This window comes from Tsukamurella sp. 8F (assembly GCF_029167375.1).
Lineage (GTDB): Bacteria > Actinomycetota > Actinomycetes > Mycobacteriales > Mycobacteriaceae > Tsukamurella.
In genome coordinates, this window is record NZ_JARFTP010000001.1 from 188,018 (window position 1) to 202,319 (window position 14,302).

Genomic DNA, 14,302 nt, shown 5'->3' on the forward strand with positions numbered 1-14,302 from the left:
CGCGGGTGCAGGTATGCGCCGGATCGGGAACAGGCATCGCGCCCGCGCGCAGGGGGACCTCTTCGCGACCGAAGTGCGGGAGCTACGAGAGCTTGGCTCCCGACACCGTGACGGTCTCCTTGGGCACGCCGTCGCTGACCTTGGCTCCGGCGGCGGGGGGTGCGTCGTACGGGCTCGGGTCGATGCCCTTGTCGGTGATCGATTTCAGCGTCTTCAGGCCCGAGTCGCTCAGCTTGCCGATGGTCGAGTACGACGCCGGGAGCTGGGTGTCGGCGTAGACCAGGAAGAACTGGCTGGACGCCGAGTTCGGGGCCGACGACTTGGCCATCGCGATCGTGCCGGCCGGGTAGATGACGGTGGGCGCCGAGCCCATCTGCGCCTGCGCGTTGGGTGCGGCCTTGAGCTGGGTGGGTGTCTCGTCCGGCGCGGTCCAGGACGCGCCGCCGAGGGCCGTGTTCGAACGGTCACCGCACTGCAGGACCGAAACGTTCGCGCCAGCTGCGGCGTCGGCCGCGGTCTCCCGGAAGCACTGGGTGCCGTCGAAGTACTTCTGCGAGATCAACGACGCGAAGCTCTCCACGTTGCACGGCGCCCACGACCTGTCGAGGGTGAAGGGCAGCGCTCCGAAGTTGGTGGTCAACTCGCCCGACACATCGCCGGTGTTCGGCACGTCCTTGCCTGACGGCTTCTTCAGGCCCTTGACGAAGGCGGCCTGCGCCTGCAGCTTCGGCACCGCGTCCTCTAGGCGCTTGATCTGCCGATCGGCCTCCGTCTTCTGGGCGGCCGGGAGCTTCGCGGTCTGCTCCTTGCCCTGCGCGATGTTCTGCTGGAGCGCGGCGACCTGGTCCTTCTGGTCTGCGTAATCGCATTGCGTATGCAGAGTCTTGTAGCGGTTCTCCGCGGCGAAGCGCAGGGGCCCACGCGGGCCTTGAGGGAGCCACAGGTAGCAGCCGGCGGCTACCAGCACCACGACGACGGCCGCTCCGGCCGAGATCCCGAGTACCTTGCGCTTGCGGGCGGCGGCGGCGCGCTGCTCGTTCTGCTGCTCGAGTTTCTTCAGGGCGGCGGCGCGACGCTCCTCGTTGCTCGGCACTGTGTGAGGACCTCCTGATCGACGGGACCCGCGGCGCCGCGACATCGCGACCTGCGGGCACGCATGGTTCGGACGCCAAGTGTGCCAGTTGAACCTGAACGCCGCCTGCAAGGGGTCGGGTGCGACAATGGGCCGATGCTCATCACCGGATTCCCAGCAGGTGCGTTCCAGACGAACTGCTACGTCCTTGCGGACGGTCCGGGCTCGGACGCCGTGATCGTGGACCCCGGGCAGGACGCGGTGGAGCCGTTGAAGAGGGTGCTTACGGAACACGAGCTGAACCCCGTAGCGATTCTGCTGACACATGGACACCTGGACCACACCTGGACGGCGCAGCCGCTCGCGGACGAGTACGGAATCCCCGTCTACATCCACGCCGACGACCGGCCCATGCTCGCCGACCCGGCTCTCGGCATAGGCCGTGCCCTTGCGGCGATGATCGGGGATCAGACGTTCGTCGAGCCGGGCAAGGTGATCGATTTCGTCGATCGCGAATCCGTGACGCTCGCCGGTATCACCTTCGGTGTGGACCTCGCGCCGGGGCACACGCAGGGGTCCGTCGTACTGACCACGCCGGTCGAGACCGAAGAGGGGACGGTCACCGTGGCCCTGGCGGGCGACGTCCTGTTCCAGGGCTCCATCGGCCGCACCGACCTGCCCGGCGGAAACCACGAGCAACTCCTCGAATCGATCGCAGATCGACTGTTGCCGCTACCCGACGACACCGTCGTGCTGCCGGGCCACGGGCCGGCGACCACTATCGGGCACGAACGGGCGACGAACCCGTTCCTGCAATCGCTGACCGGGATCCAGAGGCCGGCGGAGACGAAAGGACGCTACGGACTGTGAGCGCTGGGAGCTTCCAGGCGCCTAAGGGCATCCCCGATTACGTGCCGCGCCCCAGCGGTGAGCGCGGCAGTTCGGCAGACTTCCTGGCGGTGCGAGGCGCGCTGCTGCAGGCGACTGCGGACGCCGGGTACGGCTACATCGAACTGCCTGTCTTCGAGGACACGGCACTGTTCGCCCGTGGCGTCGGCGAGTCCACCGATGTCGTCTCGAAGGAGATGTACACGTTCGCTGACCGCGGCGAGCGCTCGGTGACGCTGCGTCCCGAGGGGACGGCGGGCGTGGTCCGTGCGGTGTTGCAGCACGGGCTCGACCGCGGGCAGTTGCCGGTCAAGGTCGCGTACGCGGGCCCGTTCTTCCGGTACGAGCGCCCGCAGGAGGGGCGCTATCGCCAGCTGCAGCAGGTGGGCGTCGAGGCGATCGGCGTGGACGACCCGGCACTGGACGCCGAGGTGATCGCGGTCGCGGACCGCGGCTACCGCTCGCTGGGCCTCACGGACTTCCGTCTCGAGATCACCTCGCTAGGGGACTCGACGTGCCGCCCGCGCTACCGCGAGTTGCTGCAGGATTTCCTGTTCGGGTTGGACCTCGACGACGACGCGCGCCGGCGCGCCGAGATCAACCCGCTCAGAGTCCTCGACGACAAGCGGCCGCACATGAAGGAGATGACGGCCGGCGCACCGCTCATGCTCGACCACCTGTCGGAGGAGGCCGAGCGGCACTTCGACAGCGTGCTCGGCTACCTCGACGCGCTGGGCGTCCCGTACACCATCAACCCCCGCATGGTCCGCGGTCTCGACTACTACACGAAGACCTGTTTCGAGTTCGTGCACGACGGGCTCGGCGCCCAGTCCGGGATCGGCGGCGGCGGTAGGTACGACGGTCTGGTCGAGCAACTGGGCGGCCGGGACGGCCTTTCCGGGATCGGCTTCGGGTTGGGGGTGGACCGTACCCTGCTGGCGATCGCCGCCGAGGGGAAGAGCGCGCCCGCGCAGGCACGGGTCGTCGTGTTCGGGGTCCCGCTGGGCGATGCCGCCCGCGACGCGATGGTCCCGCTGCTCGGGCGCCTACGCGCTGCCGGGGTCGCATGCGACATGGCATATGGAGGCCGCGGTATGAAAGGGGCCATGAAGGCTGCCGACAGGTCCGGCGCGCGCTATGCGCTGGTGCTGGGCGAGTCCGAGCTCGAGGCCGGCACCGTTACCGTCAAGGAACTCGCCACGGGTGAGCAGCGGTCGATGCCTCTGGACTCCGTCGTGGACGAACTGGCAGGGTAGCCCCATGGCGCGCCGGTACCCGGAAGACCATCCTGAGGCGGGGTGGGATGGTGACGGCTGGGACGACGGCGACCGCCGCTGGTCGTACAGCCCAGCCGAACCGGGCGCGCGCGACCCCCGCGAACTGAGCTCCGAGGACGCCGTCGACATCGATCTCGTGCCGCCGAAGTTGTTGCTGCCCAAGGTGCGTCGCGCGCTCCTGGTGGGTCTGACCGTCACGTTCGTGGCGTCCTGGATCGTCCTGCTGGTGACGGATGTCCGGATCGCTGGCGCCGTGCTCGCCGCGGGCGCGGCGCCCGGACTGGTCGGGTACGTCGGGCTGCGACGTCGCAGAGTCGTCATCGACCACCGTGTGCTGTCGCGCCGCGTGTACGTCACGCGGCGCGTCAATCTCATCGCGGCGGACGCTGTCGAGCTCGTGGCCAGGACGGCTGCCCTGTCCGAGGTCGCCCTGCGCGTGCATCAGGGCGCGACGACCGTGCGTGTCCCGCTCGCCCTGTACGGTCCGGGTGCCGACGGTCCGCGCGGCCGGGAGTTGACGATGCTGGGCATGCGCCGGCTGGCGGAGGCGCTGGCAGGAAACCCGCTGCGAGAGGCCCTCGCGGTGTCGCATGTGCTGATGGAGCAGATGCGGGTGCAGTCGGTGAGTGCGCCGGTCGAGATGCGACCGCTGTTCCGTGCCGCTGCGATCGCGCGGGAGCTTCCGGGTCGGTCGGAACTCGTGCTCACGCGCGACGAGATCGGGGAGATCGTCGAATAGCCGGCGGCCGATATCGAACACACACGCCTGGATCTTGACATGAATCGAACGCAAGTGTTCGATCTAGGGTGTGCGATGGGACGGGCAGACGGTGGCGGCGGTCGAGGCGCGGTCGGGTACTGCGGCACTTCCGGGGATGGACGATGTGGCGCGGACGGTGACGACGCCCGAGTTCGAGGGCGTCACATTCCACGAGGTGCTGTGTAAGAGCGCACTCAACCATGTACCCGAGTCGGCTGCTCTGCCTTTCGCATGGACGATCAACCCGTACCGGGGTTGCACGCACGCGTGCACGTACTGCTTCGCGCGATCCTCCCACGAGTACCTGGATTTCGACGCCGGCGGGGATTTCGACACGCAGATCGTCGTGAAGACCAATGTCGCTGCGGTGCTGCGCCGCGAGCTGCGGCGGGCGTCGTGGCAGGGCGACACCGTCGCCCTGGGGACCAACACCGATCCCTATCAGCGCGCCGAGGGCCGGTACCGGCTGATGCCCGGGATCATCGGAGCACTCGCGAACGCGCGCACACCGATGTCGATCCTGACCAAGGGCACGCTGCTGCAGCGCGATCTGCCTCTGCTGGCGACTGCCGCTACCACGGTGCCGGTCAGCATCGCGGTCTCGCTCGCTGTGATGGATGCCGAACTGCACGCGAGCCTCGAGCCCGGAGCACCGAAGCCCGCGGCGCGGCTGGGGCTGATCCGATCGGTCGCCGAGGCAGGCTTCGACTGTCACGTGATGGCGGCGCCGATCATCCCGTACCTCACGGACGACGAAGCCTCGCTGCGGCGTCTTTTCGGGGCCGTTGCCGATGCGGGTGCGAGCGGGGTGACGGCGTTTCCGCTCAATCTCACGGGTCGCTACCGCGGCTGGTTCCTGGCCTGGCTCACGAGGAACCACCCGGCGCTGATCCGGAGATATCGCACCCTCTACGGCTCGTCGGGGAGGGCGTCGCCCGAATATCGGACGCACCTGCGGTCGCGGGTGGCTCCGCTGCTAGCCGAGTTCGGGCTGGCGACCGACCCGCTCGAGGAGGGCCCGTACTCCCTCGCACCGAAGCGACCGGCTCGACCGATCCGAGGGCGTCTGCGCGTCGAGGGCAGCAGCGCCGTCGCTCCGGCCGTACAGGGCGAACTGTTCTGAGGGCGGCGCCCTGTCCTGCTACTGCCTGCGCAGCGCCCGCTCTGCTGCGGCACGTGCGTGCCCGGCGACCACGGGTGTGAGGGACAGACGAGTGCGGCGTTCGAGAAGGTCCGAGACGTCCAGCGCTCCCTCGACTGCGGCGCCGAACACGAGCTCGGCCCCCGTGACGGCCGTGCCCTCGGCGACCGGGGCGGCGAGCCTCGCGTCGGCATCCCACAGCGCCGCAACGGCTTCGGCCTCGGTCCCGTACTTCTGCACCAGGCGGTCGGGCGCGTCCAGCATCGCCAGAGCGCGTGGCGAGGCCGCGCCGACGAGTGGGATCTCGCGCGTGCGGCACGCGCCGGCGCGGAGCCGTGATCGTGCCAGCGCGGCGTCGACGGCGTCCTCCGCCATGCGCCGGTAGGTGGTGAGCTTTCCGCCCACCACGGTGACCAGCCCGTCCGCCCGCGTGAGGACGGCGTGTTTGCGGCTCACGTCGGCGGTTCTCCCCGCGCCGGAGTCGAGCAGCGGGCGCAGGCCGGAATAGGTCCCGAGGACGTCGTCGCGCGAGAGTGGCGACCTGAGTGCACCGTTGATGGTGTCGAGCAGGAAGTCGATCTCGTTATCGGCGGCGATCGGGACGTCGGGCACCGGGCCGGGCGCCTCCTCGTCGGTGAGTCCCACATACACCCTGCCGTCGGGCTGTGGTAGCGCGAACACGTAACGCCCGAACGAGCCCGGCACCGGCACGGTGAGGCTTGCGGTGAGGGGAACGCCGTCGGCCGCGAAAGCCGAGGCGCCGCATACCAGATGGGTTCCGCGGCTGGGTCGCAGTGCGACCGAACCGTCGACCGTTCCGGCCCATACGCCAGTCGCGTTGACGACCGCTCGGGCGCGCACGCGGACCGCAGCGCCCGTCTCGGAGTCGGTGAGCAGGCCGCCGTCGCCCGTGACCTCGGACGCCGGACAGTGCGTGAGCACACGTGCGCCGAAGTCCGCTGCGGTGCGGGCGATCCCGATGACGAGGCGGGCGTCGTCGGTGAGCTGCCCGTCCCAGTTCAACAGGCCGCCGCGCAGGCCCTCGCGCCGGACGGTCGGCGCCAGCCCAGCCGTCTGGGCGGCATCGATGCGCCGCGACCGCGCTAGTGTCGTCGCGGGCGTCCGGGCTGCTATGCGAAGGGCGTCCCCGGCATGGAAACCTATGCGGGTCAACGCCGTATCGAGTGGTCGCATGCCCGGCAGGAGCGGTACGACCTGGGGGAGTGGGCGGACCAGATGGGGTGCGATCGTGCGGATCAGTGAATCGCGCTCCACCGCACTCTCATAGGCGATCCCCACGGCCCCGGAGGCCAGGTAGCGCAGGCCGCCGTGGACGAGCTTGGACGACCACCGGCTCGTTCCGAACGCGAGGTCGCGGCGCTCCGCGAGAACCACGCTGAGTCCACGCGAGGCCGCGTCGAGGGCCACCCCGGCGCCCGTCACGCCTCCGCCGACGACGAGCAGATCCACGGACGGATCCGCTTGGAGCGCAGTCAGATCGGCGACGCGCCTGGCCGCGGACAGGACGGAGCCGGGGGAGACGGCGGGATGGAGGCTCACGGGCGCAGGTACCTCGTCAGGAGTTCGGTGAGTTGGTGGTCGAGCAGCGTGGAGTCGTCGGGAGCGAAGACCGGACCCGTGAGCGCGAACGACCAGGCGGTCAGGAGCACACCGACCGCGAGCTCGTGCGGGTCGTCGTCGCGGCACACTCCGGCATCGACGGCTCGCGCGAGCCGATCCTCGACGACGCCGAGCTGCATCGTCGAGGTCCGACCGGGCCGCTGCAGCAGATACGTCGCGAGCCAGTCCGGGTCGAGCTGGACGATGCGGCGCATGAGCGGGTGCGTCCGCGCAACGCGTACGGCGTGCACGACGATCGTGACCAGTCCGTCCAGGTCCCCGGTGTCGGCGGCAGCGACCTCGCCGAGCGCGTTCTGGAACTCGCGGGTCGTGACGGCGGCCGCGAGTTCTTCGATGTTGCTGAACCTGCGGTAGAGCGTCGCCCGGGAGACGACGGCGGCGCGTGCGACGTCGGCCATGGTCGTGCGGCGGATGCCGACAGTGGCGAGTAGGTCGCGCGCGGCGTCGAGGATCACGTCCTCGGGAATGGCGTTGGCGGGCACCCGGCCCCCATTGAGATCCTGCGACATCACGTGTAGAAGTGTATCAGCGAAACCCCGATCCTGGAGGAGTCATGAACCTGCCCGTCTCCGAGGCGGCCCTGCCGACACTCACGTTCACGCCCGGGCGGTGGGGCGACCCCGACGACCCCGCTGTCCTGTCCGACGGCGTGCGCGGCGCCCTGGGCTTCCTCGGGATCGATGCCGACGCACCCGAACCCGTCGCGCTCGCCGACGTCCGGTTGCCGGCTACCAGGGTGGATGGCGCCGCCTTGGCCGCCCTGCGCGATGTCGTCGGTGCCGATCACGTCGCCGTAGACCGCGAGACCCGGATCGCGCACCTACGCGGGTTCTCGACCCCGGACCTCCTGCGTCTGCGCGCCGGCGACGGATCAGACGCCCCCGACGTGGTCGTGGCACCCGAATCCCAGGAGCAGGTGGCGGACCTACTCGCTGTGTGCTCGGCGCATGGGCTGGTGCTGTCCCCCTATGCGGGTGGAACATCGGTCACCGGTGGGCTCGCCGTCGACCGTGCGCGTCCTGCCGTCAGTCTCGATCTGCGTCGGATGACGGGGCTGATCGCGATCGACGAGGTGTCCCAGACGGCTTCGTTCGCTGCGGGTACGCGCCTGCCCGAGGCCGAACGGCTACTCTCCGCAGAGGGATTCGAGCTCGGCCATTATCCGCAGTCGTACGAGGGGGCCACCGTCGGCGGCTGTGCGGTGACCCGTTCGGCCGGCCAGTCGTCGTCCGGTCACGGGAGGTTCGACGACATGGTGGTAGCGCTGACGCTGGCGACGCCGGTGGGGACGGCCGAGGTCGGCACCGCCCCGAAATCCGCAGCCGGACCCGACCTGCGACAGCTCGTGCTGGGCTCCGAGGGGGCGTTCGGAGTCGTCACGTCCGTCACCGTCCGTGTGCACCCGCTGCCCGTGGTGCGTCGCTTCTCCGGCTGGCGGTTCCCGGATTTCGCATCCGGTTCGGCGGCCATGCGCGCCATCGCACAGGGTTCGATCCGGCCGACCGTCATCCGCCTGTCGGACGAGGCCGAGACGGGTCTCAACCTGGCGAACCCCTCGGCAGCCGGTGCGGGGGCGGCGGCCGGAGGCTGCCTGATGGTGCTGGGTGTCGAGGGTGACGAGGACGATGTCGAGACCAGGTACTCGTACCTGTCGCGGAGGCTGGCGGAATCGGGCGGCACCGATCTCGGCTCCGAGCCCGGCGAGCACTGGCGCGAGGGGCGGTTCCGGGGGCCGTATCTGCGCGACCCACTACTCGACGCGGGTGCGCTCGTCGAAACGCTCGAGACCGTCACGTTCTGGTCGAACCTGCAGGCGCTCAAGGACTCCGTGACCGACGCTGTGACCGGGGCCCTGGCCGCGCAGGGCACACCAGCGGTGGTGATGTGCCACATCTCGCATGTGTATCCGACGGGGGCGTCCCTGTACTTCACGGTGGTAGCGAAGGCGCTCACGGAGCCGGTATCGCAATGGGCGGCCGCCAAGCAGGCGGCGAATGCCGCGATCCGGGCTGCCGGGGCGTCGATCACCCATCATCATGCCGTCGGAATCGACCATCGCGCAGCATATCTGGACGAGATCGGCGGGGTGCAGCTCGCCGCATTACAGGCAGTGAAGCGCGCCCTGGATCCGGAAGGCCTGTGCAACCCGGGTGTGCTGCTGCCGTGACTGCTGAGGTCGTGGGAATCGCGAACCCGGTCTCCGGCGGAGGCGCGGCACGCATGGTGTGGCCGGCGCTGGAGGCTGCGCTCACCGCGCGCGGCGTGGACGCCCGCATCATCTGGTCCAGCGGCGCCGCGGATGCCGCCGATGCGGCCGAGGCCGCGGCACGCGAAGGTGCGCAGGTCGTGGCCGTCGGCGGCGACGGCCAGATCCGGGTCGTCGCCGAGGGCCTGTCCCGCGTGCCCGGCGCGGCCCTGGGCATCGCGCCTGCGGGGCGCGGGAACGATCTCGCGCGCCATCTGGGCCTGCCGCACGACGCGGTCGCGCTCGCGGACGTACTGTGCGCGGGCACTCGCAGGACCGTCGACACCGTCGACGTCGGCGGGATGACAGTCCTCGGAAACGTCTACGCCGGACTGGACTCCTTGTCGACGGAACTGATAAACCGGCTGCGTTCGATCGGCACCGCCGCCTACCGCTTGGCGCCCGTCCTGGCCGCGCTTCGCTGGCGGCCGGCTCGCTTCACGGTCACGGTGGACGGCGAGACACTCGACCTCGCCGCGCATATGGTCGTGGTCGCCAACTCCGGCGATTACGGCCATGGGCTGCGGATGGTGCCGTCGGCGGATGTCGGGAGCGGGCGCCTGGAGATCCTCGTCGTGCGCGGGGATCACTCGAAGTATCGGCTCGCGAACCTCATGGGGCAGGCGCGGACCGGGGCGCACGTCGGCCGCCCCGAGGTGCTGGTGTTGTCAGGCACGACGGTGACGGTCGCCGCCGACCGGCCTGTGCCCGTGCACGCCGACGGCGACTACCTCACCGAGCTGCCGTTCACCGCTGTCGTGCGGCCCGGCACGCTCGATGTCATCGTGCCGCCCATGCCCTGAGGCTGCGCTACCGACACGCGAACGCCGCCCACGTCCGGCATGGGCGGCGCACCGCGGTCGATTCGGTTGTTGCTGAACGGTTATGGCTACGTCAGACGCTCACCAGCGGCGGGGGAAGCAGTGGCCCGGCTCCCACCAGCCCGCGTGCCACCACGGCGGGCTGAACCAGCCCGGGTGCCAGCCGCGCCAGTCGAACCAGCCCGGGTGCCAGGCGCCCGGGACCCAATAGCCGCCGTGCCACCTAGGGGGAGTGCAGTACATGGGGCCTGGGCCCGGGTGCCAGGGCATCGCGTTCGCGGCAGCTGCATCGCCGAAGACGAAGAGCAGTGCCGCGAGCGCCATCACGCTCACCGCAAGAATCACTGTTTTCTTCATGCCCGGATATTCGACGCCATCACCGACGGCGTTAGCGCTTCTCCTCGCTCGTTCGCTCCGCTACGCAACCGCGGGTGTGCGTGCGGCACCGGGCCTTTCGCCGCGGCGTCCGCTAACGTCCGAAACTTCGTTTCCCCTCGGCGCTCAACCAACCAGGGGTTGGCAGAGAAGATTCTTCGAGCAATATTCGGTCGATACCGGAATATCCATATATCAACGTATATATGCGATGTGGCCGGCATGGCGCCTTAAGGGGCGGTGCGTAGGCGATGCGCACCGTCGTCGCTGGACACGGGTATCGAGAGCTGCGACGAGGTGCCGGCGGCCGAGGCGAACGGGCCTTGTTCGATATGTCCGCAATGCGATAACTCGACGGGTGGAATTCGTGTCGGTGCCGGGCAGGGGGGTAGATCAGTGACTAAGGTTCAGCTTTACACGCCTCATCGAGCCAGCGGCGGGGCGGCGGACCCAACCCGTGACACGTTCGCGCACTCCGGAGCGAGTGTGGAGCGCTGATCGAGAAGGAGCACCCCATGACCTCCAATCTCGCCATCGACTACGGATCGGGGATCTCCGACGCATGGAGATCCATCGCAACGTTCGTGCCGAAGCTCGTGGCGTTCGTCGTCGTACTCGTCATCGGCTGGATCGTCGCGAAGATCCTCGCGCGGCTCGTCAAGGCCGTGCTGACGAAGGTCGGCTTCGACCGGCTGACCGAGCGCAGTGGCCTCAATGGTGTCCTCGCCAAGGGCAACTACGACGCACCGGGGTTGCTCGCCAAGGTCGTCTACTACGCGATCCTGCTGATAGCGCTGCAACTCGCGATCGGGGTGTTCGGGCCGAACCCGATCTCCGACCTGCTGTCCCGCTTCGTAGCCTGGCTGCCGAAGCTGTTCGTGGCGATCCTGATCGTGGTGATCGTCGCCGCGATCGCCAAGGCCGTGAAGGACCTCATCCGTGGCGCACTCGGCGGTACCTCGTACGGCCCGCTGCTCGGCACGCTCGCGTCGCTGTTCATCTGGGGTGCGGGAATCATCGCCGCGCTCAACCAGATCGGTGTGGCCACCGCGGTGACCACTCCGGTGCTGGTCGCCGTGCTCGCGACTATCGGCGGCGTGATCGTCGTCGGCGTCGGCGGCGGCCTCGTGCGGCCCATGCAGGACCGGTGGGACGGCTGGCTGTCCAAGGCCGAGGACGAGATCTCGACGCGCCGCGCCGAGCGCACCGAAGCGATCGACGTCGATTCGCGCCACGGCGCGCACTCGGCCGACTCGCCTCTCACCAGTGCGTTCCAGCAGCCGCGTCCGCCCCAGGGAGGACCGCAGGGTCCGCAGGGCGGCCCGGCGCCGCAGCAGGGTTACCCGGCGCAGCAGCGCCCCGCGGGACCCCCGCAGGGTGGGACGGGACCGTCCGGCCCGGGCCTGCCGCCGCAGACGCCTCCCGGTCCGCCGCAGCCGCCCACCACCGGATTCGACCGGCCGCAGCACCCGGGACAGGGTTACGCGCAGGACTGGCAGGGACCGCAGGGGCCGCACCTGCGCTAGTCCGCTGCCGTTACGACAGCGCGGCGGTGAGCGTGTCCAGACCGAGGCCTCCGAGAGCGAGAGCCTCCGTGTGGAACTCGCGCACCGTCGCGTTGGTGTGTGCAGCGAGGTACGCGTCGCGCGTGGACTCCCACACCCGCTGCCCGATGGAGTAGGACGGTGCCTGCCCGGGCCACCCGAGGTAGCGGTGCAGTTCGAAGCGCAGGACCTCGCGGTCCATCGCGCAGTGGCTCGTGAGGAACGTCCACGCCTTGTCGTAGTTCCACGCCCCGCCGCCGACTTCGGTAGGCGCTTCCAACCCGCAGTGGACACCGATGTCCAGGACGACGCGGGCCGCGCGCAGCCGCTGCGAGTCCAGCATCCCCATGCGCTCGCCCGGATCGTCCAGGAATCCGAGGTCCGCCATAAGGCGCTCGGCATAGAGCGCCCAGCCCTCGCCGTGGCCGGACGTGAACGAGAACAGTTTTCGCCACCTGTTCAGTCGCGGCGACACCACCGCCTGTCCGATCTGCAGGTGGTGACCCGGTACGCCCTCGTGGTAGACCGTCGTCGTCTCCTGCCATGTGTGGAACGTGTCCTGGCCCTTGGGAACCGACCACCACATCGTGCCGGGCCTGATCAGGTCCGCCGACGGTGCCGTGTAGTAGATCCCGCCCGAGGCCGACGGGGCGATCCGGCAGGCCAGGCGCGTCAGGTCCTCGGGGATGTCGAAATGCGTTCCCGTGAGCGCCGATACGGCGGCGTCGGACTTCTCCTGCATCCAGGTACGGAGCGCGTCGGTACCGCGCAGGGTGTAGCGCTCCTCGGAGTCGAGCCGACGCAGGGCCTCCCCGACGGCACCATCCCCGGTCAGCTCGGGGTAGAGGTCCGCGACGATCTCGGCCTGCTGGGCCACGATCCCCGCCAACAACTCCTGCCCCCAGGCGTAGGTCTCGTCGACGTCGATCGTGGTCCCCAGAAAAGCCCGCGAGTGCAGCGGATAGGCCTCTCGGCCCACGCCGAGCCCGCCCGGCTCATCGAAACCGACTGCCAGCGGTGCGATCTCGTCGTGGAGGACGCCGGCGTACCGTGCGAAAGCCTGTCGCACCGAATCCGCCATGCCATCGGGCACCGGGGCGGACAGCCGGGAGAGGTTGGCGGACACCAGGTCTCCGGCCGCGCGTGCCTGAGCAGTCACCTCGCGTACCTGGAGTGCGGGGAAAGGCCAGGGCTGGTCGCCCGAGAGACCCGCCACGCGTGCCCGGAGCCCCTCGATCGCCGAATCGACGGCTCCCGGGACCGCTCCCAGGCGCGTGAGCAGTAGCTCGTCGGCGGCCGGCGTCCCGGCCGCCATGAGGTCGAACACGTCCCGGATGTCCTGCAGCGGTGACGCGATGACGTCGAGCGCGCCCACCGAGCGTCCTGCGGCGTGCAGGTCCAGCTGTACCCCGAGGCGTTCGCGAAGCGATGCCGCGGTGACGCGGTCGACGGGATCCTGCGGCGCGGAGAGCCCGTCCAGCTCGCGCAGGGTGTCGCGCGCGAGATCGGCGCGGGCCTGTGCGCCCTCCGGGGAGTAGTCGGTGAGAGCATCGTCGTTACCCGGTGCTCCGGCGTTCGTCGCCTCGATGGGGTCGAGGGCGGACAGACGCACGGCGTAGCGCTCCGCGAGGGCGTCGAAAGGCGAGATCGCGGCGCTCACAGGGCGTTCAGCTCCGCGAGTGTGCCCGCGTCGATGCGGTCGGCGACATCGGCCGCACGCAGGTTCTCGTCGAGATGCGCCCGCGTGGACGTGCCGGGAATGAGCAGGATGTTCCGCGACCGGCGGAGCAGCCAGGCCAGGGCGACCTGCATCGGCGATGCATCGAGACGCGCTGCGATCTCCGCGAGCTTCTGGGACTGCAGGGGCGCGAACCCGCCTAGCGGGAAGAACGGGACGTACGCGATCCCGAGCGTCTCCAGTTCATCGATGAGCGAGTCGTCCCCGCGGTGCGCGATGTTGTAAGCGTTCTGGACGCATACGAGGGGAGCGATCGAGAGGGCCTCGTGCACCTGATCCGAGCCGACGTTGCTGATGCCGAGGTGCCTGACCTTGCCCTGCCGCTGCAGATCCACCAGGACCCCGTAAGGCTCCGCGATCGAGCCACTGCGGAACACGTCGCCGCCGGGGCCCGACATGCGGAGGTTCACCGCGTACAGGGAGTCGACGCGTAGGCGCGCCAGGTTGTCCTCGACTGCCTGCCGCAGTTCGTCGGGCGCGGTCGCAGGTGGCCAGTCGCCGTCGGGCGTGCGACGTGCGCCGACCTTGGTCACGATCGCGAGCTCGGGTGGGTACGGATACAGCGTGTCCGCGATCAGCTGGTTGACGGTGTGCGGGCCGTAGAAGTCGGAGGTATCGATGTGGTTTATGCCGGCGTCGAGTGCGCGCCGCAATACGGCGGCGGCCTCGTCGGGGTCGGTAGGCGGCCCCATGATCGCCGGGCCGGACAGGCGCATGGCGCCGTAGCCGAGGCGTCGGACGTAGCGGTCACCGAACTTGTACTCGCCGCCGCGGGCGGCAGACGGAGGAGTGGTCATACC

13 protein-coding genes are annotated in these 14,302 nt (G+C 69.7%); 7 read left to right on the forward strand and 6 right to left on the reverse strand.

Going from position 1 to position 14,302, the window contains the following annotated elements; all coding sequences use genetic code 11:
* Positions 1 to 82: 82 nt before the first annotated feature.
* Positions 83 to 1,093, reverse strand: coding sequence for a peptidylprolyl isomerase (locus P0W64_RS00955; RefSeq protein WP_275478165.1), 1,011 nt, complete (start codon positions 1,091 to 1,093; stop codon positions 83 to 85).
* 135 nt (positions 1,094 to 1,228) lie between these two features.
* Here P0W64_RS00955 and P0W64_RS00960 point away from each other — a divergent pair, with 135 nt between their 5' ends.
* The 4 genes from P0W64_RS00960 (at position 1,229) to P0W64_RS00975 (ending at position 5,120) form a co-directional block, all read left to right on the forward strand.
* Positions 1,229 to 1,942, forward strand: a complete 714-nt coding sequence (locus P0W64_RS00960) for an MBL fold metallo-hydrolase (RefSeq protein WP_275478166.1) — start codon at positions 1,229 to 1,231, stop codon at positions 1,940 to 1,942.
* Positions 1,939 to 3,216 (forward strand): histidine--tRNA ligase, encoded by a 1,278-nt coding sequence (hisS, locus tag P0W64_RS00965; RefSeq protein WP_275478167.1) that lies wholly within the window; start codon positions 1,939 to 1,941, stop codon positions 3,214 to 3,216. Before P0W64_RS00960 ends, hisS begins: the two co-directional genes overlap by 4 nt.
* Before the next feature lie 4 nt (positions 3,217 to 3,220).
* Positions 3,221 to 3,976 (forward strand): hypothetical protein, encoded by a 756-nt coding sequence (locus P0W64_RS00970; protein ID WP_275478168.1) that lies wholly within the window; start codon positions 3,221 to 3,223, stop codon positions 3,974 to 3,976.
* Between the two features lie 70 nt (positions 3,977 to 4,046).
* The gene (locus tag P0W64_RS00975; protein WP_275478169.1) at positions 4,047 to 5,120 is read left to right on the forward strand and encodes an Rv2578c family radical SAM protein; all 1,074 of its coding nucleotides are present in this window, start codon (positions 4,047 to 4,049) and stop codon (positions 5,118 to 5,120) included.
* A gap of 18 nt (positions 5,121 to 5,138) precedes the next feature.
* Here P0W64_RS00975 and P0W64_RS00980 read toward each other — a convergent pair whose 3' ends face one another.
* Entirely contained in the window at positions 5,139 to 6,698 is a 1,560-nt protein-coding gene (locus P0W64_RS00980; protein WP_275478170.1) for a glycerol-3-phosphate dehydrogenase/oxidase, read from the reverse strand.
* Entirely contained in the window at positions 6,695 to 7,288 is a 594-nt protein-coding gene (locus P0W64_RS00985) for a TetR/AcrR family transcriptional regulator (protein ID WP_275478274.1), read from the reverse strand. Before P0W64_RS00985 ends, P0W64_RS00980 begins: the two co-directional genes overlap by 4 nt.
* Before the next feature lie 44 nt (positions 7,289 to 7,332).
* Here P0W64_RS00985 and P0W64_RS00990 point away from each other — a divergent pair, with 44 nt between their 5' ends.
* Together P0W64_RS00990 and P0W64_RS00995 are read left to right on the forward strand one after the other, a co-directional pair.
* Positions 7,333 to 8,946: an FAD-binding oxidoreductase gene (locus P0W64_RS00990; protein WP_275478171.1), complete on the forward strand. Its 1,614-nt coding sequence runs from the start codon at positions 7,333 to 7,335 to the stop codon at positions 8,944 to 8,946.
* The gene (locus P0W64_RS00995) at positions 8,943 to 9,827 is read left to right on the forward strand and encodes a YegS/Rv2252/BmrU family lipid kinase (protein WP_275478172.1); all 885 of its coding nucleotides are present in this window, start codon (positions 8,943 to 8,945) and stop codon (positions 9,825 to 9,827) included. Before P0W64_RS00990 ends, P0W64_RS00995 begins: the two co-directional genes overlap by 4 nt.
* Before the next feature lie 99 nt (positions 9,828 to 9,926).
* On the opposite strand, the gene P0W64_RS01000 is transcribed toward P0W64_RS00995, so the two are convergent.
* Positions 9,927 to 10,202 (reverse strand): hypothetical protein, encoded by a 276-nt coding sequence (locus P0W64_RS01000; RefSeq protein WP_275478173.1) that lies wholly within the window; start codon positions 10,200 to 10,202, stop codon positions 9,927 to 9,929.
* 533 nt (positions 10,203 to 10,735) lie between these two features.
* Here P0W64_RS01000 and P0W64_RS01005 point away from each other — a divergent pair.
* Positions 10,736 to 11,746 carry a hypothetical protein gene (locus tag P0W64_RS01005; protein ID WP_275478174.1) on the forward strand — a complete coding sequence of 337 codons (1,011 nt, stop codon included), beginning with the start codon at positions 10,736 to 10,738 and terminating at the stop codon, positions 11,744 to 11,746.
* A 10-nt stretch (positions 11,747 to 11,756) separates the two neighbouring features.
* On the opposite strand, the gene P0W64_RS01010 is transcribed toward P0W64_RS01005, so the two are convergent.
* Together P0W64_RS01010 and P0W64_RS01015 are read right to left on the reverse strand one after the other, a co-directional pair.
* Complete coding sequence (locus P0W64_RS01010; protein ID WP_275478175.1) at positions 11,757 to 13,424, reverse strand: DUF885 domain-containing protein; 1,668 nt, start codon at positions 13,422 to 13,424, stop codon at positions 11,757 to 11,759.
* Entirely contained in the window at positions 13,421 to 14,299 is an 879-nt protein-coding gene (locus P0W64_RS01015) for an oxidoreductase (protein WP_275478176.1), read from the reverse strand. Before P0W64_RS01015 ends, P0W64_RS01010 begins: the two co-directional genes overlap by 4 nt.
* Positions 14,300 to 14,302: the final 3 nt, after the last annotated feature.